This is a genomic window from Actinomadura roseirufa, from assembly GCF_900659635.1.
Lineage (GTDB): Bacteria > Actinomycetota > Actinomycetes > Streptosporangiales > Streptosporangiaceae > Spirillospora > Spirillospora roseirufa.
Map to the genome: position 1 here is coordinate 16,498 of NZ_CAACVB010000056.1, position 20,007 is coordinate 36,504.

The following is a 20,007-nucleotide window of genomic DNA, read 5'->3' on the forward strand; positions in this document are numbered from 1 at the left end:
GCCCGCGCAGGGGCGAGGGAGGTGCGCCGGGCGAGGCCGCGGTCCTGGGAGGGGCGTCAGCTGTTGCGGTCGGTGGTGAGCTGGGCGGCCAGCGCGGGGATGCCCAGGGCCTGCTCCTGGGCCGGCGTCGCCTGGTAGAGCTTGTTGGTGAGCTGGTACTGGTCGTTGACGAGGTCGTAGTACTCCCGGAACGTGACCTGCCCGGTGCCGGACACCTGGCCGGTCGCGTTGGTGTACAGGTCGTAGTACTCGACGTACTGCTTGTTCTTCGCGACGTAGGACGCCCAGCTGTCCTTGACGCCTCCGCTGCCCTGCTTCCACCACTCGACCAGCAGGTGGTCACGGGTGAAACCGGACAGCAGCGACTTGCCGTCCTGCGGGGTGGTCGGGGTGATCCCGGCGGCGTCCAGGATGGTCGGCGCGATGTCGATGTTGCCGACGATGCGGTTGTCGGTGGTTCCGGCGGCCAGCCCGGCGGCGGGCCACGACAGGTAGAAGGGCACCTCGTGGGCGGGGGAGTAGGGGGTCCCCTTTCCGAGGAGGCCGTGGTCCGCCCACTGGAAACCGTTGTCACCGATGTAGATGACCAGGGTGTTGTCCAGTTGCCCCAGGGCGGCCAGCTTGTTCTTGAACGCCTGCACCGCGTCGTCGACCGACAGGAGCGTCCGCAACTGGCGCGTCCGCACCGCCTTCCCGTCGGCCAGGGTGTTGGTCGCGTTCTGCACGTAGGTGGGCTTGTCGCTCCGGTCCGCCTCCGGGACGGACGGACGGCCGTTCCACGCCGGGACGACCGTGTCGGCGTACTGGGCGGCCGGGACGTTGGGCTCGTGCGAGGCGTACGGGGTGACGTAGGCGAACCAGGGGCGGGTGTCGGTCGCGGCCTTGTCCAGGAACGCCAGCGTCCTGTTCTTGACGATGTTGGTGGTGTACCCGTTGATCGTCTGGACTGTGCCGTTGACGTTCCACTGGGCGTCGACGTAGGCGGGCTTGAGCAGGGCGAATTCCTCGAAGTGCGGCGGGTTGTCGGACAGCGTCCACGAGTTGAGGTACTTCCCGAACAGGCCGGTGCGATAGCCCGCCTGCTTGAGGTAGCGCTGCACGGTGGTGTTCTGGTTCAGGCTGTAGGACGCCGAGTTGTTCCGCACGCCGTGGTTGTGGGCGTAGCGGCCCGAGAAGACCGACGAGCGGGACGGGGCGCACAGCGGGGTCGTGACGTGGCCGTAATTGAAGGTCACGCCCTGCCCGCCGAGCCAGCTGATGGTCTTCTGGATGGCCCAGTCGGTCTGCTTCGGCTGGTCGTCGGTGACGATCAGCAGGACGTTCGGGCGGGTGGCCGCCGCGGCCGGTCCCGCGAAGCCCGGCAGCGCCGAGGTGGCGGCGGCGGCCGCGACGGCGGCGGCGGACCCGGCCAGGAAGCCGCGCCGGCTGACCTCCAGGCGGTCGTTCCTCGGGTCGGTCGGTTCCGTGCTCATGTTTTTCCGCACTCCTTTCATTGACGGCGGTTCGCCGTCTCCGGACGGGAACACATAGAACTGATCTGGCGCAGGAATGAACGTCCAATTGTGGACATGACGGCTCGCTCGAAAATGCGCACAGATCGGATGACGCGGGTTCGCGGGCCGCGTTCGGAGTCTCGCCGGACGGTGATGAGGGCCTGGAGCACCGAGTACGGGGGCTCTCAGGAAAAATGTCGCTCAGGCTCGGGGGATCGTCCCCTACGCGCGGACGGGGCGTCCCCGCCGGCTAGAGCGTGCCGGGTGAACAAAGGGCGCTCGCCTGCCGCTTGAGGTCGACGTGCAGGCGGGCGACGAGGAATTCACCCGGTGTCATAATTGAACGGTAATGAACCCTTCGCTCCGCGTCAATGTCGCCAGCTGCCCGATTTATTCTGGAACGTGAACCGCAGATCCATGGGCCAATGAGTCGCGCAGCATGGTGTCGGGTGCCAGGCGCGCAGAAGATGGCGATCTTGTTCAGCGGGGTGAGCGCGGAAAATGCGGCAGGGTGACCGTTCGCAATTCCCTTTCGGGCATGAAAATTGCGGCCGCCCGTCTCGGGTGGCCGTTTCCCCGGTCCTCAGTCGTTCGCGGGGACCGTGCTCCGCCACGGGGCGGGCGTCGTTCGCTCGCGGCCGGTGGACGAGCGGCCCCGGACGGCTGCCGTGCGCCGGGGCCGGCCGAGGCCGGGTCCGGCCATCGCCGCACATCGGCCGCCGTGATGGGGTCCGCTGGCGGGGGCCCCGGGACGAGCGCGCTTGCGGGCGGAATCGAGCGATGAGATGACGGTCCGGCTCCGCGTGACGTCCATGCGGGCGTTCATCGCAGCCTCCATCAGAGGTCGTTCGCTCCTACGGCCGTCCCTGGACACGCCTTGCTCCAGGTCTGAACCAAAACGATAGGAAAAGTAGGTATTTCTGTCAACGCTCCGGGCGGCGGGAACGGCTTCCCAGGACACGCCCGCCCTGGGAAGCCGCGCCCGCCCTGGGAAGCCGCCCCCGCCTTGGGAAGCCGTGCCCGTCCTGAGAAGCCGCGATGAAGACCAGGCCGGCGCGTCCCTCAGCGAGAGGGGCGCGCCGGGCGGGCGGTCAGGCGAACCACAGGGCGGGTTCGCCGCCGCGCTCGGTGAGGTCCGCGAAGCGGCCGCCGAGGAAGGCGAGCGGCTCCCCGGCCCGGTCGCACACGCCGTGGACCCGGCCGATGACGACGACGTGGTCGCCGGCCTCGAAGTGCCGTTCCGCGGTGCACTCCAGGTGCGCCAGGGCGTCCGGCACGACGGGGACGCGGTGGGCGCCGTACGCCGGCGCGAGGCCCTCGAAGTGGTCGGCCCCGCGCCGGGCGAACCGGAGCGCGATCTCCAGTTGCCGGTCGGACAGGACGTTCACCGCGAACCGGCCGGACGTGACCACCGCGTCGGTGGTCCGCGCGCCCGTGGTCAGGCAGACCAGCAGGAGCGGCGGATCCAGTGACACCGAGGTCAGGGAGTTGACGGTCATGCCGTGCGGTCCCTGCCCGTCGTGCGTCGTCACCACCGCGACGCCCGTGGCGAACCGGCCGATCGTCCGCCGCATGGCCGCCGCGTCGACGGGCGTCGCGATGCCGGCCGGCGCCGCGTGCCGGTCCCGCTCAGCCATCCACGTCGTAGCCGGCCAGGAACGCCTCGACATCGGCCACGGGCTCCTCGAACCCGTAGTTGCGGAAGGCGTAGCCCTTCACCACGAAGGGCGCCCCGGCGTAGAACATCTCGTACTGGTGGTGCCGGCCGCCGAACTCGCTCCCCGTGGCGTCCCACGCCAGCTTGAACAGCTTGACGCGCTCCTCGGCGGGCGCGGTGGGGGAGAAGACGTACCGGTCGATGTCGGCGCGCGTCTCGGGGTTGCGCATCTCCTCCACGCTGGACGGCACCTGGAGCACGCCGCCGCCGACCAGGTCCCGCAGGATCGCCAGGACGCGCGGGTAGAGCTCGGCCTGCAGGCCCATCGCCCCGTAGACGGCGCGTTTGCCGGGCAGCCAGACGCCGTTGGCGTCCGGCTCCGCGGTGTACTCGGCGGCCAGGACGCCGGACTCGGCCACCGCGGCGAGGCTGGCGATCTCGCCGAGCTTCTCGACCACGCCGGGGAACTTGTCGACGCCGTTGACCGCCGCGACCTTGCGGGCCAGCCCGGCGAGGAACCGCAGCTTCACCGAGAACCGGATCTGCGCCTGCCAGTTGCCGAGGACGTGCGCGCCGGTGTCGAAGAACTGCCGGCGCAGGCCCGCCACGTCCCGGAAGACGAAGACGCTCTCCCAGGGGATGAAGACGTCGTCGAAGACCAGGAGCGCGTCGGTCTCGTCATAGCGCGTGCTCAGCGGGTAGTCGTAGCCGCTGGTCGCCGCCGGCGCGTACGGCCGCCGGCAGTACAGCTTCAGGCCGTCCGCGCCGACCGGCACGACGAAGCTCAGCGCGAAGTCCCGGTCGTTCTCGGTGAGCGGCTTGATGCACGACACGAGGATGTCGTCGGCGACGGGCCCGCCGGTGGCGAGCATCTGCGCGCCGCGGACGACGATCCCGTCCGCGCGCTCCTCGGCCACGCCGACCTGGACGAGGTCGCCGTCCCAGGCGTGGGCCGTCGTCGCCCGGGACACCTGCGGCGGGATGATCGCGTACGAGACGTAGCGGCTCTCGGTGAGCGTCCTGCGGTGGTAGGCGAGCACGTTCGCCGACAGGTCGCGGTCACCGGCGGCGAACGCCTCCGGGTGCCCGGCGAAGGCGGCCAGGAACGCCCCGACGTGGTCGGGGCTGCGGCCCACCCACCCGTTGGTGTGCCGTGCCCAGGTCTCGGCGGCGCGCCGGTAGGCGGTGAGGTCGTCGCGGCCGCGCGGGACGCCGTAGACCCGGTTCGCCTCCGCCTCGGTCTGCGGCGCCGTGAAGGTCATCTCCGTGGCCGGGTCGGCGGCGAGGTCGTACAGCTCGGCGATGGTCCGCGCGATCGGCGCGAAGGCCGGGTGCGCGGCGACGTCGCGGACGCGCTCGCCGTCGACGTAGATCTCGCGGTCGTCGTCCAGCGCCGCGAGGTAGTCCTTTCCAGTACGCATCACGCGCTCCCAGTGGTCTTGTAGGAGTGGGTCAGGGACGTCCCGTCGGGGAGCCGCAGCTGAAGACGCCAGCCGCTCCCGAAGACGAAGTGGCCCGTCGTCAGGGGGAGGGTCCCGCCGAAGAGCACCAGGTCGCCGTCGGTGTCGGGCAGCGCGGCCGCCAGCCGCTCCAGCACGTCGCCCGGTCGCCTGAGGCCGGCGAGCGCGCCCTTCTGGTACGGCTCGCCGTCGACCTCGGAGGTCGCGACGACCGAGTCCCAGTCGAACGCCGCGAGATCGTCCGGAAGGGGGAGGACGGTCTCGCCCAGCGGTTTGGGGCACGCGGCCTTGGACGCGGAGATGTCGGTCTTCTCCAGGTCGCGGTCGGTGTGGTCGGACCCGACCGCGAGGAAGTGCCGGCCCCCGTGCCGGATGATCACGGGTTCGACCTCCCCGGAGGTGGCGGCGCCGAGAACGGCGACGACGGGGTCGGTCGTCAGCAGCGCGGGGTCCAGGTCGTAGAACGCGGGAACGGTCGGGGGCGGCGGCACGCCGATGTCGGCCAGCTCGGCGATGTGGGCCATCACCGCCTCCTCGTCGCGGCCGGTGTACCCGGCCACGATGAGACGGGCGGGCGTGATCTCCAGCGGCGACGAGCCCGTCACCGGCCGCAGCCGCAGCGGGGTCGCTCGGGTCATGCGGTCAGACCTCCTCGGCGGACGTGGATCGGAACACGGGCAGGTCGAGGCGCCGGTCGGCGAGGACGGGGAACTCGGCCCGCGCCTTCGCGACGACCGTGGTGTCGACGTCGCACCAGGTGATCCCCTCGTCGGTGCCTGCCTCGACGAGGACCTCGCCCCACGGGTCGACGACCCGGCTGTGACCGCCGAGCGGCCCGCTGCCCGCCTGCTCGCCGACCGCGTTGCACGCGATCAGCACGACCTGCTCCTCGACCGCCCGGACGGAGGTGAACAGCCGCCAGTGCGCCAGCCGGACGAGCGGCCACGCCGAGCAGACCACGACGGACTCGGCGCCCTGGTCGGCCAGCGCCCGGTAGAGCTCGGGGAAGCGCAGGTCGTAGCAGGTCGTGGTGCCCAGGCGGCCCAGGTCCGTGGGCACCGTGGCGACCCGGTCGCCCGGCGTGAGCAGCTCCGCCTCCCGCGACCGGTACCCGAACACGTGGATCTTCCGGTACGTGTGCGCGATCTCCCCGTCGGGCCCGATCAGGACGGCCGTGTTGTACAGCCGCCCGTCCCGGGCCCGTTCGAGGACACTGCCCATGTGCAGGTGGCAGCCCAGCCGGCGCGCCCACTCGCGTGCGGCGGTGACGGTGTCACCGTCGAGCGGCTCGGCGAACTCCGGGTAGGAGCCGAAGGCGAAGTAGCCGGGGAGCCAGAGCTCGGGGAGCACGACCAGGTCGGCTCCCGCCGCGTCGGCGACCATGGCCGCCACGCGCTCCCTTCGCTCCGGCCCCGGCTCGCTCTGCGGGCTGGCCACCTGGACGAGTGCGGTCCTCACTGGGTGCCGGCCTCCGCCGCCGCGAGGAAGGACCGCAGTTCGGCGTTGAACGGGTCGCCGATCCGCTGGACGGCGTGGGGGCTCCCGTCGAACAGGACCCGCCGCGCCGGCAGCTGCTCGGCCAGGGCGTCGCCGACGTCCTCCAAGCCCGGGGTGCCGCCCCCGGTGACGACGAGCTTGGGGAAGGCGGCGGCGGCGAGTTTCTCGACCGGCACGCCGGTGTCCCACGGATGCTCGGTGCGCAGGTTGCGAACCGCCTCGGCCACCAGGGGCGGCAGCGGTGACGGTATCTCGTCCGGCGAGATGTCGAGCGTTCGCAGGAACCCCCTCACGAACGCCTCGCGCTCGTCCTCACCGTGCTCCTTGTAGTACACCCGCAGCGCCTCGCGCAGCCTGTCGGCCGCGGGACGCCCGACGGCGTTCGGCAGCGCCGGCGGCTCGATGACCGTGAGCGACAGGACGGCGTCCGGCACGAGCGCGGCGGCGCGCATGGCCACCACACCGCCCATGGAGGTGCCGACCAGGTGCGCCCCGGAGCCGAGCAGCGGGGCGATCTCCTCGGCGTCCCGGTCCGGGTCGATGCGGTCCGTCGCCGGGCTCGGCGGGTAGCCGCGCCGGTACGGCGCGATGATCCGGTAGTCGTCGGCCAGGACGCGCTGCTCGCTGAACGCCCTCGCGGCCGAGCTGAGGCTGCCGTGCACCATGACGATCAGCGGGCCGGAGTCGCCCCACCTCTCGACGGCCAGTTCGGTCATGTTCCCGTCCTCTCAGTTCTGCCGGGCGAAGACGCCGGGGTCCACGTCGAGCTTGCGGGACTCGAACCGCCAGCCCTCGCCGGTCCGGACGACGACGTCGTTGTAGACGCCGGTCGCGATGATGAACGGCGGCTGCGCCACCTGGAGCTTGACGACCAGGCTGTAGACGGTCGCGCGGTCCCCGTCGCCCTCGATGACGAAGTTGGTCATGACGTGCCGGGCGCCGTCCTCCTTGCCGGCCGCGATGTGACCGAGGATGAACTCCTTGATCGCCTCGTGGCCCTCGAAGGTGCCGTAGGTGGCCTCGAACGTGCCGCCGGGGATCCAGAGGCCCGTCCAGGCGTCGACGTCGTGCGCGTCGAGGTGCTTGACGTGGGTGTTGGCGAGTTCCTGAATTGCGATCTTGTCCTCGAGGGAGAGGGACATGGCTGCTCCTTCGGCCGTGAATGTGACGGAGAAGCTAGTACACTAGTGTGTTGTATACAAGTCCCGGATGGAACGGATGTGTACGATGCCCCCCGTGTCCAAGCTCAGCGGAGTGACCGCGGCCGAACGTCCCCCGCCCTTGTCTCGGGTCGCCTACCTCCGGATCCAGCAGGCGATCAGGGACGGCGCGCTCGGCCAGGACGTCCTGTACTCGGAGAACGAGCTGGCCCAGTCGCTCGGCATGTCCCGCACGCCGGTCCGCGAGGCGCTGATCGCGCTGGCCAGGGAAGGGCTGGTGGAGATCTCCTCGCAACGGGGCTTCCGGCTCCGCAGGCTGTCGGCCGCCCAGCGTCAGGAGATCTTCGATCTGCGGCTGCTGCTCGAACCGTTCTCGGTGCGCAAGCTCGCCGAGACCGCCGGCGAGGAGGACGTCCGGCGGCTGCGCGAGCTGGTCGACGCCCAGGCGAAGCTGACCGGCGAGGAGGAGCGGTCCGACTTCCTGGCGCTGGACGAGGACTTCCATCTCCTCATCCCCGACCTGCTCGGGCTGGAGCGCACCCGGGACACCATGGCCAGCCTGCGCGGGGCGATGTGGCTGATGGGTTTCGAGGCGCTCGCCCTGCCCCGGCGTCACGCCGCGGTCATCGAGGAGCACCGCGCGGTCGTCGACGCCATCGCCGCCGGCGATCCGGACGCCGCGGCCGAGGCCATCCACCGGCACATCGCCAACACCTGGGCCGCGGTGCTGTCGCCGGACGTCCAGGACTGACGGTGCCGTGAGGATCCGGCCCGGGCCGCCCGATCGGTGCGGCCTGGGCCGCGCCGAGTGATCTCGCTGTTCGCCCAGGGCGGTCACGCTGCCGGAAGGCTCAGTGCGCGACCTGCGAGGTCTTCGTCATCTCGACCTTGCTCCGAGATCGCGGGCCGACGCCCCGGAGCAGCTCAACGGGGGATGCGTCGGCGGGCTCGTTCCCCTCGTGCGCACCGGCGGCCGGCCGGTGCGCGTCGGTGGGGGACGATTCAGGAGCAAACGGGAGACGAGTGGGGAACGGCCGGACGATCACGGTGGTCCCGTGCCCGCCGTCCAGGGGGGACGCGTAGGCGGGAGGCCGAGGCCCGTCCCGAAAGCGATGCCCGGCCGTGGGCCGGGCCGCGGTGAACGGGGCTAGTCGCCGGCGAGTCCCACGGCCGGTAGACGGTGCTCCTGCTGACGGCGCAGCGCCTTGTCGAGGTTGAGGGTGTCCTCGACGACGAGGTCATCGACCATGCGGCCCCAGCGGAGGGTGGCCCACTGCATGGCGATGTTGTTGTAGGGCGTCCCGTCCGCCAGAGTCCCGGTGACCTCCAGCCGCACCGCGACCTTGGTGTTCCACGGCCAGCCGCCGGCCACCACGTCCACGAGCCGGAGCCGGACGCCGGGCAGCTGCTCGGCGAACCGGGCGAACCACGCCCGGAACTCCTCCGGGCCGCGCACGTCCGCGCCCAGCGCGGTGTCGCCGGCGAACCGGAACCGCAGATCGGGCGCGGCCATCGACACCGCCGCCTCGTAGTCCCCGGCGTTCATCCTGCGCCAGGTCTTCCTGACAATCGAGCGCACGATCGCGTGATACATGGAGCGCACGCTATCCTGCTGACTTGCTTTAAGCAAGGGACTCGATGATGACCAGAACCGACTTCGCGGGGATCGCCTGCTCGATCGCGCGCTCGGCGGCGATCGTGGGCGACCCCTGGGCGCTGCTGATCATGCGTGACGTCGCGCTCGGCCTCCACCGCTTCGACGAGCTCCAGCGCGACCTGGGCGTCGCGACCAATGTGCTGAGCCGGCGGCTCGAACGGCTGGTGCGGGACGGGCTGCTCCTGCGCGAGCTGTACTCGCGGCGGCCCGACCGGTACGAGTACCGCCTGACCGAGAAGGGACGGGACCTGGTGCCGGTCCTGCTCGCGCTCACCGCGTGGGGCGACCGCTGGGAGGCCGGCGACGCGGGCCCGCCGCTGACCGTCCGGCACCGCGCCTGCGGTCACGACACCCAGGCCGCCGTGACCTGCCGGTCGTGCCACGGGGAGCTGACCTCGGATGAGGTCGAGTACCTGCCCGGCCCCGGCGGCCGCGCTGGACCGGGCACCGCGCTCATCCCCACGATCTTCGCCGGACAGACGTCCGCGCCATCGGACCCTCATGACGACGAAAGCGGCTGAGACGGGCCCCGCCCCTCTTGACGGTCCATGTCACACCGCGCACCGCTGAGCTGCGGGTTCACCGGATCGAGCCGCGCTGAATAGCGCAGGTCCAATCTTTCGCGGCCCGACCCGTCCGGCTCACGACCACGGGTCGGCACCTTTTAGCGAAGGCTCCAGTTCGCCTCTGAAAGGCCCATGGCTGGGGAGCGTTCAGGTGCGTACATGGTGCCGGGAGTGCCGCCCCGGGCTCGCGGGGCAGGGCCCACGGGGCGGCCCTGGCCGGGCAGGCGCCTACCGCTCCACGGGGTCCCCTGCCTGGTGGGCCGCGTGTTGGGACTCCTGTGCCGGGAACGCCTCGTGGGTTTTCGAAAGGCGCGGGGGAAAGGGTTTCGAGCAGCGGCCGGCACAGGTGATCGAGACGAATATCGCGCCGAGAAAGAACGGCCCCACGGGGTTCACGGCCGGTTCACCCGACCGGCTTACTGTCGCGAGAACCCCTCCGGAAGGTGCGGCTCATGGAGCACGTGACGTTCCTGGTGATCGTCGTGATCATAACGGCCCTCGTCTTCGATTTCACCAATGGCTTTCACGACACCGCGAACGCGATGGCCACCTCCATCGCCACCGGGGCGCTGTCCCCGCGATGGGCGGTCGCGATCTCGGGCGCGCTGAACCTGGTCGGCGCCTTCCTGTCGGTGGAGGTCGCCAAGACCATCTCCGGCGGCATCGTCGACGACCACCTCGTCAGTCCGGCGATGGTCTTCGCCGGGCTGGTCGGCGCGATCGTGTGGAACCTGCTCACCTGGCTGGTCGGGCTGCCGTCGAGTTCGTCGCACGCGCTGTTCGGCGGGCTGATCGGCGCGGTGTGGTTCAGCGCGGGATCGTCCGGCGTGCACTTCGACACCGTCGCGGAGAAGATCCTCATCCCCGCGGTGGCGGCGCCGTTCGTCGCCGGGTTCGTCGCGACGACCGCCACCTACCTCGTGTACCGGATCACCGGCCGCTCGCGCGGCACCACGGTGCGGGAGGGCTTCCGCCTCGGGCAGATCGCCTCGGCGTCCCTGGTGTCCCTCGCGCACGGCACCAACGACGCGCAGAAGACGATGGGCGTCATCACGCTGACGCTGATCTCGGCCGGGGCGCTGGACAAGGGCTCGGACCCGCCGGTGTGGGTCATCGCCGCGGCGGGCCTGGCGATCGCCCTCGGCACCTTCATCGGCGGCTGGCGGATCATCAGGACGATGGGCACGGGCATCACCGAGATCGAGTCCCCGCAGGGCTTCGCGGCCGAGTCCGGCTCGACCGCCGTCATCCTGGCCTCCTCGCACCTGGGCTTCGCCCTGTCGACGACCCAGGTGTGCTCGGGGGCGATCCTCGGATCGGGGCTCGGGCGCAGGCTCTCCGAGGTCCGCTGGGGCGTGGCCGGGCGGATGGCGGTGGCGTGGCTGCTGACCGTCCCCGCCGCTGCCACGGCCGGTGCGCTCACCGCCTCGGTCGCCACTCACGGCAACATCGGCGTGCTCGTCGCCGCCATCGTCGCGGTCGCGGTCATCGCCGGGATCTACGCGGCGTCGCGCCGCGATCCCGTCGGCGCCTCCAACGTCACCGAGGCGCCCCGGCAGCCGTCCGAGCGCCTTTCCGCCGCCGCCTGAGGAGACACGATGGACATCAAGTGGGGTTCTCTCGGCCAGGTGTTCGTGGTCAGCCTCGGCGTCACGGTCGCCGTGGTGGTCATCTTCTCCCTGGGCGTCCTGGCCGCGTCCGCGCGCCAGGTCGCGCTGGAGCGGGGCCGTCCGGCCGCCGTCCCGTCGGCCGCCGCCGCGCTGTGCTTCGGCGCGTGCGCCGTGATCGTCCTCTACGGCATCTACCTGATCGTCCCCCAGTTCCACTGACGGCGCCTTCCGTATCGGCCCGGCGGCCTTGCGAGCGGCCGTCCGAAAAGGCACTGATTTCGGTGGTCGTGAGATAGTCGACTCCGGCCGCGTTCCACTCCACCCCGGCGGAGGCGTTTCCGATCGGGGAGCGCCCCGGCGGTGCGGCAAATGCCGCACCATGCCCGGTCCGGTGAAATACTCTCGTCCGGATCACCGCGGCCGTCGCGCTCAGGGGAGAGGACTCATGACGTCAGTCGCCGGTCGGCGCCTGTCCACCGCATCGCCGGAGAAGAACCGCCCCGGATATCTCTCCGGGGCGTGCTGGGCGATCCCCGGAGCGGTGACGCTCGGGATCTGCCTCTGGCGAATCGGGACGCCCACCTATTGGCGGGACGAGTCGGTCAGCGTCGTCGTCGGGCATTCCGGTGTTGGCGGAATCCGGGACTTCACCGAGCATATCGACGCCGTTCACCGGCTGTACTACCTGCTGATGGATCTGGTGACCCTGTTCGGGACGGATGAGGCCGTCACCCGCGCGCCCTCCGCGATGGCCGCCGCGCTGGCGGCCGTGGGAATCGCCGTCCTGGGGCGGCGGCTGCACTCGGCCCGGGCGGGGCTGTACGGGGGGCTGCTGTACGGGCTGCTGCCGATCACCAGCCGGTACGGACAGGAGGTCCGGCAGTACGCGATCGTCAGCGCCGGCGCCGTCCTGGCGACCTATCTGCTGCTGCGGGCACTGCAGGGTCCGCGTCACCGGATCGCGTGGTACGCGGCCTATGCGGGTGCGATGGGACTGCTGGGCTGGCTTCACCTGTACGCCTTGTTCCTGCTGCCGGCGCACGGGCTGACCGTGGCGATCTGGAACGGCGACGGGCGGATTCGCCGCCTCGCGTGCTGGGGCTCGGCGGCGCTCGTGTCGGTCCTGGCCGTCGTGCCGCTCGTCCTGTCCGCGCGGGGCCAGGAGGGAACGCAGGTGTCATGGCTGAGCCGCCCCGGCGCCGGAGCGTTGTACGACTTCGGCCTGCTGATCGCCGGAAGCGGCGTCGTGCTGGCCCTTCTCGTGGCGGCCGTCGCGGCGGGGCTGGTCGGGCGCGGCCAGCGGGAGGCGGTGGCGCTGGTCGTCCCGTGGCTGCTCGTCCCGGTGGCGGTGGCGTGGACGATCTCGCAGGCCCATCCCGTCTACCACCCGCGCTACGTCCTCTACAGCGTCTGCGCCTTCGCGCTCCTCGCCGGCATGGGGCTGGCGACGGCGGGCTCGTGGGTACCCGCCCGGCGGGCGTGGGTCGCGCCCGCCGCCACCGCGGTGGCGCTGGTGTGCCTCGCGGCGGCGGTCCTTCCCGACCACGTGGCGATGCGCGGGCCGCGAAGCCGCCCGGACGACCTGCGCGGCCTGGCGACGGTGCTGCGGCGGAGCGCGCGTCCCGGCGACGCCGTCGTCTACCTGCCCGCCGACCGCCGCGTGTTCGCCACGGCGTACGCCGGGGCCTTCGCCCGGCTGAACGCGGCGCCGCTGCACGACGGTGGAAAGGACCTGCCCACGCCCCGGTTCAAGGCCGCACTCGCCGCGCAGTCCCGGATCTGGGTGGTGGAGATCCCGCCGCCGGGCCACCGGTACCGGACGCCCGTCCCCATGGGGAACCGCAAAGCGCTGCGTGCCGACGCGCGATTCCACGCCGCCGCGGGATGGAACTTCGGTGGCGTTCTCCTTACGCTCTTCGAGCGAAAGCACAAGGCCGCCTGACCGCCGCCCGACAACCGGAATCGCGGCCGACCCCGGCCACGCGAGCGCGACTGGAGGATGGTCGCTCTGGCTCTGGTTCCATGGCGCGAATTTTCAAAGCGATGGGGAGTGCCGTTCGAGGAGAACGACGAGTGGGAGGCTCCCGGCCCGGCCGCCTATGCCACGGCCCACGGTGCGGAGTCGAAGACCTGGTATGCACTCCAACATCATTTCGACTACCCTCGCCCCGGAGTTTATGTGTTCGTCTCTCCGGGCTCTTGGAGTCCGCTGGAGACGCTCGCGCGAGATCGCGACCTTTCCCTCGATCTGATCGCCCCGATGAGGACCTGAGAACTCATCGCCAAGTTGCGGTGGTGCTGCGGACAGACGCGGTGCATGTGGCGCGGAACCTCTCGACCGTCTCACGTCGGTGAGTTGCCTGGTCGTGGTGGGGCGGGCCGTGCCCTCTGCTGGGGAGGGCACGGCCCGGCTGGGGCGGGTCAGCGCTTGGGGCACTTCTTCCAGGCGAACTGGTAGATGGTCTTCACGCTGCCGTCGGTGGAGTCGAAGGAGAGGAAGCTGGTCTGGCCGGGCTTGGAGCTGCCCTTGTCCACGCGCAGCTCGGTGTTGATGTTGAAGTTGCGGTCCACACCGCACGGCTTCCACACCAGTTCGGCGACCGGGGTCGAGTCGGTGAACTGCCAGTTGTCGGAGACCTTGCCCTTGATGGTGTGGCTGACGGGCGTCGACTGGGGCGAGCCCTGGTGGTAGTAGTTCGCGCGTTCCACTCCGGACGCGCCCTCGGCCAGGCTCGCGAAGCCGCGGTAGTCGGCGCTGGCGATCGCGTAGGTGAAGCCCTGGGGAATGTGAACGCCGAGGCTGAGCTGGCAGTTCTTGCGGAAGTCGGTCGGCTTGGAGTCTCCACCGGCCTGCGCGGTGTAGTTGCTGTAGGTGACGGTGAAGGCGGTGTTGTCCTTCGCCGCGGCCACGGCGGCGGTGCCGGCGGGGCAGCCGGAGCCGTTCACCGTGAGCACATCGAGGGTGATCTTTCCGACCGGCGGCTCCTTCGCCGCCGCCGAAGAAGCCGGGACCATCCCCGCGGAAAGCGCCAGAGCGGAGACGCATGCTGCCGTGGTGGTCATTCCCTTGCGCATCGATCCTCCTCCTTCACGATGGGTAATCGGATTATGGGCAGGTCTTCCAGGCGAAGCGGTAGGTCGTCCTGATCTCGCTGTCGATGGAGTCCACGGTGATGAGGCTGACCTTTGTCGGGTTTTGTTCTCCCGCGTCGACTCGCAGTTCAGTGTTGATGTTGAAGTTGCGTTCTTCGCCGCACGGCTTCCACACCATCAGAGGCGCCGACACCGTGTCGGTGAACTGCCAGTTCTTCTTGTAGGCGCCGTTCAGACGGTGCGGGACCTCCTTGGTGGTCGGGAGGCCCGCGATGTAGTAACTGGAGTTCTGGATGGCTTCCGCGCCGGGCTGCAGGGCGGCATAGCCCCGGTAGTCCGTCGACGAGATGGCGTAGGTGAAGCCTCCCGGAGCGTTCACCCTCAAGTTGATCTGGCAGTTCTTCCGGGCGTCAGGGGGCTTGGAGTTCCCGCCGGCCTGCGCTGTGTAGTTGCTGTAGGTGATGGTGAACGCGTCCTTGAGGGGCGAGGGGGCGACGGCGGCGGTGCCGAGCGGACAGCCGGAGCCGTTGACGCTCACGATCGTGAGGGTCAGGGTGGGAGGGGCGGTGACCAGGTGCGGTCCGGCGGCGTTGGCCGGGGCGACGGCCGCGGTGATCATGGCGAGCGCGCCAGCGGCGGCGGTGGGAATGGCGATCCTTTTACGCATGCGGATTCCCCTTCACTGGAGAGTGAGCGCGTTTTTGTCGGTGACCGACAATTCGGGCGCCGGGAAGTCTGGATTGGACGGTCACTGTAAGGAGGTTTAGATCCGGGATCTCAACGGAGAGTAACTTTCGCGACAAAGGGCTGTCAATCGCGAAGTTTTCAACATATTTCTATCTGCAGTTTATTAACTTTGGATGCTGTTCCGTTCCAATTTGATCAACGATTATTCTCCGTTGGCACCGTTTCTTCGCATGCGGATCGTTCCAGCGCGTTTCTGGCCTGCTGAAGTGCCGATGCCCAGACGATAGCCGGGCGGGTGTGCGCCCGAGAATGGCGATTGCGGATTGCCCCTTCTGGAGGGGCGTCCTTGTGAAGTCGCGCCGACCAGGGTGGCACGTTGCCGCCGGCGGTCTCGGTTCGGCCGGATGCGGCCGAGGGGGATGAAGCAGTAATGGTGAGATTTGTCGAACGCCGCTGTGGGAGGCGACGAGAAAGGCCAATCCGCAACTGCCCGGGAGGATTGTGTCCCCTGGGGTTGCGGATTGGCCCAGTGCTCGCTACGCGTCGCTGTTCGAGAGGGGCTTCGGGGGGCCGTCGGGAGCGGGGTCCGGGGCCGGAGCGGAGGTGTCGCGGAGGATCGCCACGGTCAGGATCGCCAGGACGAAGAAGGTCAGCGTGGCGGTCACCGCGACCGCGTTGAGGCCGCTGCAGAAGGCGGAGCGGGCGGCGTCCAGCAGGTCGACGGACGGTGCGCCGGGCAGAGGGCGGGCCGCGGTCACGGCTCCGGTGATGCTCTCGCGGGCGTCGTCGGCGGCCCGGGCGGGGAGGCCGGACGGCAGTCTCAGCCGGTCCCGGTAGACGTAGGTGCCGAGACTGCCGAGCGCGGCCACGCCGACGGCGACGCCGAACTCGCCGCCGGTCTCCGACATCGCCGCGACCGCTCCGGCCTTCTCCGGCGGGGCGGACGCCAGGAGCGTGTTCATCGTGAGGGTCATCGGCAGGGCGATCCCGCCGGACGCGAGGACGAGACCGGCCACCAGCAGCGGCGTCTGCCCGGCGCCGTCGATCTGGGTGTGCAGGAGGAACCCCGCGCAGCCGAGCAGCAGCCCGGCGGCCATCAGGTGGCCGGTGCGGACCCGCCGTGCCAGGGCCGGGCCGAGCAGCGAGCCGGCGACCAGGGCGGCGTTCTCGGGCAGCATCCACAGGCCGGAGCGCAGGGGTGAGAAGCCTTCGACCAGCTGGAGGTAGAGGGTCGACATCAGCGTGACGCCGGACATCACGATCCCGCCCATCAGCATGATCCCCAGGGCGGTGCTGAAACCGCGGTCACGGAACAGGCGCAGGTCCAGCAGGGGGTCGGCCAGGCCGTGCTGTCGCCGGACGAACAAGGCGCCGAACACCGCCCCGGCGGCCAGCGCGGCGACCGGGACGGGGTGCACGCCCTCGCGGGCCAGTTCCTTGAGCCCGTAGATGGCGGGGAGGACGGCCGCGAGCGAGAGGGCGACGCTGGTCAGGTCGAGCCGCCCCGCCTCGGCGTCCCTGTACTCGGGGAGGAGGAACGGGCCGACGATCAGGAGCAGCGCCATGCAGGGGACGCCGAGCAGGAACGCCGACCCCCACCAGAAGTTCTGCAGCAGCAGGCCGCCGACGACCGGGCCGAGGGCCATGCCGCCCATGAAGCAGCCGAACCAGACGCTGATCGCGGTGCCCATCTGCCGCGGGTCGGTGAACATGTTCCGGATCAGGGCCATGGTGGACGGCATCAGCGTCGCGCCGGCGACGCCGAGCAGGGCCCTGGTGACGATCAGCATTTCCGGGGACGTGGCGTAGGCCGCCGCCACCGAGAGGGCGCCGAACGCGGCGGCGCCGATCAGCAGCAGTCTCCGGCGGCCGACCCGGTCGCCCAGTGTGCCCATCGTGACCAGGAACCCGGCCAGCAGGAACGCGTAGACGTCCATGATCCAGAGCTGCTGCGGGCCGCCGGCGCCGAGATCGGAGCCGAGGCTCGGCAGCGCCAGGTAGAGGACGCTGATGTCCAGCGACAGCAGGACGGTGGGGAGGGCGAGGACCGCCAGGCCGATCCATTCCCGCCGGGTCGCCTTGGGACCGGGCGGGACGTTGTCGCCGGACATCGTGCTTCCTTCCGGTTCGCGCGGCCCGGTTACGGGCGCGGAGCGGTGGAGTAGGTGACGGAGAGGGCGCCCGTGTCGAAGGCGCGGGACTCGACGAGGCCGAAGGTCGCATGGTCGAGCCCCTCCTCGAAGAGGCGTTCGCCGGTGCCGGCGACGACCGGGTCGATGATCAGCCGCAGCTCGTCCAGCAGGCCCGCGCGGAGCAGGGCGCGGACGACCGAGACGCTGCCGGTGACGGCGATGCCGCCGCCCGGCCCGTCCTTCAGCTCGCGGACCCGCGCGGCGATGTCCCCGGCGGCGGGGGTGGAGTTGTTCCAGGCCAGGTCGGTGAGCGTCGTCGTGTAGACGATCTTGTGGATGCCGTTCATCAGGTCGGCCAGCCGGCCGCTCTCGTCCGGCCAGTAGCCGGCGTGCTCCAGGTAGGTGGCGCGCCCCAGCAGCATCGTGTCCGACGCGGCCAGCGTCTCCTCGGTCAGCGCGGCCATCGCGTCGGTGTGGAACGGGATGTGCCACTTCTCCGGGGCGTCGACGACTCCGTCCAGCGTCGAGAACAGCTCCGCGGTGATCCTTCGCATGGTGGGGCTCCCTGTCGGGGTCGGGCGCGGTCCGTCCGCGCGATGCGGCCACTCTGGCAGTGGACAACTCTTCTTGTCAAGGACAAAATTTTTGTCTTGAGGCCCATGCGAAGGCCGGGCCGATCGGCGACCGGCCCGGCCTGGGAACGCGGGATCAGGGAGCGGGGCGTTCGAGCCACTCGGGCCTGGACGACCCGCGTGGGACGAGGATCTGCCGGTAGCGCCCGGGTGTGGCGGACATCCGGATCTGTTCGGTCACCCCCTGATAGCGCCCGAGCGGAGTGTCCGCCGTGAACGTCTCGGGGGGCAGGTAGGCGTGCCGCTCGCCCTTTCCGGCGACCGCGTGGGCGTAGTCCCGGTCGAAGACGCCGAGGCTGAGGATCCAGAGCGCGGCGCGGACGAGCGAGACGTGGACGCGGTAGCTGCCTCCCTCGCGGGCCCGGCGGTGCAGGGCGGCGATCACCCCCGCCGCGGTGAGCCATGCCGTGATGTAGTCGTTGACCACCATCACCGGGGGAAGCCGCGGCGCGCCCGCGCCGCCCTCCAGCGTCATGATCCCGACGAGGCTGCCCGCGGTCTGGTCGAAGCCGACGCGGCCGGCCCACGGCCCGGTCCGCCCGCACAGCGAGTTCGTCGCGTGCACGATCCCCGGGCGGACCGCCGCGGCCTCCTCCGCCGACAGGTGGATCTTCTCCAGGTACCCGGGACGGCGGTTGGCGTAGAAGACGTCCGCGCCGCGCAGCAGCGCCTGCAGGACGGCCGCGCCGTCGGCCGAGTACGGGTCGAGGAACGTGGACCGGACGCCGACGTTCGCGCTGATGTAGCTGCGCTCGTGCTCCAGCTCGTCCGGACGCCAGAGGTTCAGGACGTCGGCGCCGTGCAGGGCCAGCGCGCGTCCGACGCCCGCTCCGGCGATGACGTGTCCCATGCCGAGGGCACGGATTCCCTCCAGCGGGTCCGCGGCGCCTTCGGGCAGGGGCTCAGGCGGGCTCTCACCGATCTTCTCGATCTCGATGAGCGGCGCGTCGGCGAGCGCCCGCCGGTACTGGGGCTCGCGGAGGAACTCCGCGGGGGAGCGCAGCATCGCCATGACGACGCCCGCCCGGGCGCCGGCCTCCTCCAGGTCACGCGCGTCCCAGCGGGCGATGGCCGCGGCGACGGCCTCGGCGTCGTCGGGGACGCCCAGGAGCCGCTGCGCCGCCACCTTGATCTTGGGGTACATGTTCTGCGGCATGACCCAGCGCCCGTCCCGGCTGCGGTAGAAGGACCAGCCGAGCGCGTCGCTGGGGTTGGACGACTCGCTGAGCGGACTACCGTTGATCAGCTCCCAGCGGCGGTCGTAGAAGGGGCTGAGCCGGTGCGGTGCGGACCGCAGGTCCACCTCGACGTCCTGGCCGCCGCCGCCCCGCAGCCGCCAGAGCGCGGCCACCGCCGCGGCCTTGGCCGCCAGCGCGAGGGCCGCGGCGGCCCCGATCCGCAGCGGGCTCGGGACGACGGGGTCCGCGCCGTGGAACACGAAACCGCCGCCGGTGCCGGTGGCCATCGGCCCGAGATCCGCCAGCACCTCGTCCAGCGCGGCGCGCGCGGCGAAACCGTCGTGCGCGGCCGGTGCGGCGAGCGCCGCTTCGATCTTGGTGGTGAGGGACATGGGTCCTCCCCTCACCGGTCGCCGGCGGCGGCCGGTGCGGCGGTAGGGGCGGGGGACGCGCGGCCGGTGCCGTGATCGGTCGCCTCGGCCAGGTGCCGCCACCGCCGCGTCTCCTCGGCGACCGCGGTGAGCTTGGCCTCGACGCGGTCGAGGCAGTCGGCGCCGAGCTGGAGCCGCAGCGGCGGCCGCGAGGACCGGGAGAGCTCGACGATGACGTCGGCCGCCTTCACCGGATCGCCGGGCTGCGCGCCGTCGGCGCGTGCGAACTCGCGGCGCCGGGCTCCCGCCGTGGCGGCGTAGTCGTCGATGGTCAGCGCGGCCTGGCGCAGGCTCGACGGCGCGAGGAAGTCCGTGCGGAACTGCCCCGGCTCCACGACCGTCACCGCGATGCCGAGTCCGGAGACCTCGGCCTGGAGGGCCTCGGTGATGCCCTCCACGGCGAACTTGGTCGCCCCGTAGATGCCCGATCCGGCGCCCTGGCAGAACCCGGCGACCGAGCCGATGTTGATGATGTGCCCGGCCCGCCGCGCCCGCATGAGCGGCAGCACCGCGCGGGTCACCCGCAGCAGTCCGAGCACGTTCGTCTCGAACAGCTCCGCGACCTGCGCGTCCGTCGTCTCCTCGATGGCGCCGGCCAGCCCGTGCCCGGCGTTGTTGACCAGCACGTCGATGGCGCCGAACCGGTCGGCCGCCCGGCGGGCCGCGGAGCGCGCCGCGGCCTCGTCGGTCACGTCCAGGGGCAGCGCGAGCACCCGGTCCGCCGTCGCGTCGCCGCCGGCGCCGAGGGCCCGCC

At 71.1% G+C, this 20,007-nt stretch carries 20 protein-coding genes; 5 read left to right on the forward strand and 15 right to left on the reverse strand.

Annotated features, from left to right (window positions below; translation table 11 throughout):
* Positions 1 to 56 precede the first annotated feature (56 nt).
* The 8 genes from E1291_RS14970 to E1291_RS15005 all read right to left on the reverse strand — a co-directional run bounded on the left by E1291_RS14970 (position 57) and on the right by E1291_RS15005 (position 7,249).
* On the reverse strand, positions 57 to 1,472 hold the full coding sequence (locus tag E1291_RS14970; RefSeq protein WP_131738406.1) for a sulfatase family protein: 1,416 nt from the start codon (positions 1,470 to 1,472) through the stop codon (positions 57 to 59).
* Positions 1,473 to 1,743: 271 nt separating this feature from the next.
* Positions 1,744 to 1,830, reverse strand: coding sequence for a putative leader peptide (locus tag E1291_RS45100; protein ID WP_131738426.1), 87 nt, complete (start codon positions 1,828 to 1,830; stop codon positions 1,744 to 1,746).
* 754 nt (positions 1,831 to 2,584) lie between these two features.
* Positions 2,585 to 3,130, reverse strand: a complete 546-nt coding sequence (locus tag E1291_RS14980; protein WP_131738407.1) for a flavin reductase family protein — start codon at positions 3,128 to 3,130, stop codon at positions 2,585 to 2,587.
* Complete coding sequence (locus tag E1291_RS14985; RefSeq protein WP_131738408.1) at positions 3,123 to 4,571, reverse strand: 4-hydroxyphenylacetate 3-hydroxylase family protein; 1,449 nt, start codon at positions 4,569 to 4,571, stop codon at positions 3,123 to 3,125. The genes E1291_RS14980 and E1291_RS14985 overlap by 8 nt, the downstream gene beginning before the upstream one ends.
* Complete coding sequence (locus E1291_RS14990; protein WP_131738409.1) at positions 4,571 to 5,248, reverse strand: DUF2848 family protein; 678 nt, start codon at positions 5,246 to 5,248, stop codon at positions 4,571 to 4,573. The genes E1291_RS14985 and E1291_RS14990 overlap by 1 nt, the downstream gene beginning before the upstream one ends.
* A gap of 4 nt (positions 5,249 to 5,252) precedes the next feature.
* Positions 5,253 to 6,068, reverse strand: a complete 816-nt coding sequence (locus E1291_RS14995; protein ID WP_131738410.1) for a carbon-nitrogen family hydrolase — start codon at positions 6,066 to 6,068, stop codon at positions 5,253 to 5,255.
* Positions 6,065 to 6,823, reverse strand: a complete 759-nt coding sequence (locus tag E1291_RS15000) for an alpha/beta fold hydrolase (protein ID WP_131738411.1) — start codon at positions 6,821 to 6,823, stop codon at positions 6,065 to 6,067. Before E1291_RS15000 ends, E1291_RS14995 begins: the two co-directional genes overlap by 4 nt.
* Positions 6,824 to 6,835: 12 nt before the next feature.
* Entirely contained in the window at positions 6,836 to 7,249 is a 414-nt protein-coding gene (locus tag E1291_RS15005; RefSeq protein ID WP_131738412.1) for a nuclear transport factor 2 family protein, read from the reverse strand.
* A gap of 94 nt (positions 7,250 to 7,343) precedes the next feature.
* Here E1291_RS15005 and E1291_RS15010 point away from each other — a divergent pair, with 94 nt between their 5' ends.
* The gene (locus E1291_RS15010; protein WP_131738413.1) at positions 7,344 to 8,018 is read left to right on the forward strand and encodes a GntR family transcriptional regulator; all 675 of its coding nucleotides are present in this window, start codon (positions 7,344 to 7,346) and stop codon (positions 8,016 to 8,018) included.
* Positions 8,019 to 8,414: 396 nt separating this feature from the next.
* Here the strand turns inward: E1291_RS15010 and E1291_RS15015 are convergent, their stop codons facing one another.
* Positions 8,415 to 8,861: a nuclear transport factor 2 family protein gene (locus E1291_RS15015; protein WP_131738414.1), complete on the reverse strand. Its 447-nt coding sequence runs from the start codon at positions 8,859 to 8,861 to the stop codon at positions 8,415 to 8,417.
* A gap of 47 nt (positions 8,862 to 8,908) precedes the next feature.
* On the opposite strand from E1291_RS15015, the gene E1291_RS15020 reads away from it, so the two are divergent.
* The 4 genes from E1291_RS15020 (at position 8,909) to E1291_RS15035 (ending at position 13,042) form a co-directional block, all read left to right on the forward strand.
* Entirely contained in the window at positions 8,909 to 9,445 is a 537-nt protein-coding gene (locus tag E1291_RS15020) for a winged helix-turn-helix transcriptional regulator (RefSeq protein WP_131738415.1), read from the forward strand.
* A gap of 497 nt (positions 9,446 to 9,942) precedes the next feature.
* Positions 9,943 to 11,079, forward strand: coding sequence for an inorganic phosphate transporter (locus E1291_RS15025; RefSeq protein ID WP_131738416.1), 1,137 nt, complete (start codon positions 9,943 to 9,945; stop codon positions 11,077 to 11,079).
* 9 nt (positions 11,080 to 11,088) lie between these two features.
* Entirely contained in the window at positions 11,089 to 11,319 is a 231-nt protein-coding gene (locus E1291_RS15030) for a hypothetical protein (protein ID WP_131738417.1), read from the forward strand.
* Between the two features lie 226 nt (positions 11,320 to 11,545).
* A complete protein-coding gene (locus E1291_RS15035; RefSeq protein WP_165495119.1) occupies positions 11,546 to 13,042 on the forward strand; it encodes a glycosyltransferase family 39 protein in 1,497 nt (498 codons plus the stop codon).
* 479 nt (positions 13,043 to 13,521) lie between these two features.
* Here the strand turns inward: E1291_RS15035 and E1291_RS15040 are convergent, their stop codons facing one another.
* The 6 genes from E1291_RS15040 to E1291_RS15065 form a co-directional block, all read right to left on the reverse strand.
* Positions 13,522 to 14,175 carry a DUF4360 domain-containing protein gene (locus E1291_RS15040; protein WP_131738419.1) on the reverse strand — a complete coding sequence of 218 codons (654 nt, stop codon included), beginning with the start codon at positions 14,173 to 14,175 and terminating at the stop codon, positions 13,522 to 13,524.
* Positions 14,176 to 14,206: 31 nt separating this feature from the next.
* Positions 14,207 to 14,860 carry a DUF4360 domain-containing protein gene (locus tag E1291_RS15045; protein ID WP_131738420.1) on the reverse strand — a complete coding sequence of 218 codons (654 nt, stop codon included), beginning with the start codon at positions 14,858 to 14,860 and terminating at the stop codon, positions 14,207 to 14,209.
* Positions 14,861 to 15,416: 556 nt separating this feature from the next.
* Positions 15,417 to 16,991: an MFS transporter gene (locus tag E1291_RS15050; protein WP_131738421.1), complete on the reverse strand. Its 1,575-nt coding sequence runs from the start codon at positions 16,989 to 16,991 to the stop codon at positions 15,417 to 15,419.
* Between the two features lie 29 nt (positions 16,992 to 17,020).
* Complete coding sequence (locus E1291_RS15055; protein WP_131738422.1) at positions 17,021 to 17,566, reverse strand: dihydrofolate reductase family protein; 546 nt, start codon at positions 17,564 to 17,566, stop codon at positions 17,021 to 17,023.
* A 154-nt stretch (positions 17,567 to 17,720) separates the two neighbouring features.
* On the reverse strand, positions 17,721 to 19,214 hold the full coding sequence (locus E1291_RS15060) for a CoA transferase (RefSeq protein WP_131738423.1): 1,494 nt from the start codon (positions 19,212 to 19,214) through the stop codon (positions 17,721 to 17,723).
* Between the two features lie 11 nt (positions 19,215 to 19,225).
* A partial coding sequence (locus E1291_RS15065) for an SDR family NAD(P)-dependent oxidoreductase (protein WP_131738424.1) occupies positions 19,226 to 20,007 on the reverse strand: 782 nt, incomplete at its 5' end.

Bases quoted from the DNA above. Each gene is read 5' to 3' on its own strand.
- E1291_RS14970 (WP_131738406.1), bottom strand. From the start codon at position 1,472: ATGAGCACGGAACCGACCGACCCGAGGAACGACCGCCTGGAGGTCAGC.
- E1291_RS45100 (WP_131738426.1), bottom strand. From the start codon at position 1,830: ATGACACCGGGTGAATTCCTCGTCGCCCGCCTGCACGTCGACCTCAAG.
- E1291_RS14980 (WP_131738407.1), bottom strand. From the start codon at position 3,130: ATGGCTGAGCGGGACCGGCACGCGGCGCCGGCCGGCATCGCGACGCCC.
- E1291_RS14985 (WP_131738408.1), bottom strand. From the start codon at position 4,571: ATGCGTACTGGAAAGGACTACCTCGCGGCGCTGGACGACGACCGCGAG.
- E1291_RS14990 (WP_131738409.1), bottom strand. From the start codon at position 5,248: ATGACCCGAGCGACCCCGCTGCGGCTGCGGCCGGTGACGGGCTCGTCG.
- E1291_RS15000 (WP_131738411.1), bottom strand. From the start codon at position 6,823: ATGACCGAACTGGCCGTCGAGAGGTGGGGCGACTCCGGCCCGCTGATC.
- E1291_RS15005 (WP_131738412.1), bottom strand. From the start codon at position 7,249: ATGTCCCTCTCCCTCGAGGACAAGATCGCAATTCAGGAACTCGCCAAC.
- E1291_RS15015 (WP_131738414.1), bottom strand. From the start codon at position 8,861: ATGTATCACGCGATCGTGCGCTCGATTGTCAGGAAGACCTGGCGCAGG.
- E1291_RS15020 (WP_131738415.1), top strand. From the start codon at position 8,909: ATGACCAGAACCGACTTCGCGGGGATCGCCTGCTCGATCGCGCGCTCG.
- E1291_RS15025 (WP_131738416.1), top strand. From the start codon at position 9,943: ATGGAGCACGTGACGTTCCTGGTGATCGTCGTGATCATAACGGCCCTC.
- E1291_RS15030 (WP_131738417.1), top strand. From the start codon at position 11,089: ATGGACATCAAGTGGGGTTCTCTCGGCCAGGTGTTCGTGGTCAGCCTC.
- E1291_RS15035 (WP_165495119.1), top strand. From the start codon at position 11,546: ATGACGTCAGTCGCCGGTCGGCGCCTGTCCACCGCATCGCCGGAGAAG.
- E1291_RS15040 (WP_131738419.1), bottom strand. From the start codon at position 14,175: ATGCGCAAGGGAATGACCACCACGGCAGCATGCGTCTCCGCTCTGGCG.
- E1291_RS15045 (WP_131738420.1), bottom strand. From the start codon at position 14,860: ATGCGTAAAAGGATCGCCATTCCCACCGCCGCCGCTGGCGCGCTCGCC.
- E1291_RS15050 (WP_131738421.1), bottom strand. From the start codon at position 16,991: ATGTCCGGCGACAACGTCCCGCCCGGTCCCAAGGCGACCCGGCGGGAA.
- E1291_RS15055 (WP_131738422.1), bottom strand. From the start codon at position 17,566: ATGCGAAGGATCACCGCGGAGCTGTTCTCGACGCTGGACGGAGTCGTC.
- E1291_RS15060 (WP_131738423.1), bottom strand. From the start codon at position 19,214: ATGTCCCTCACCACCAAGATCGAAGCGGCGCTCGCCGCACCGGCCGCG.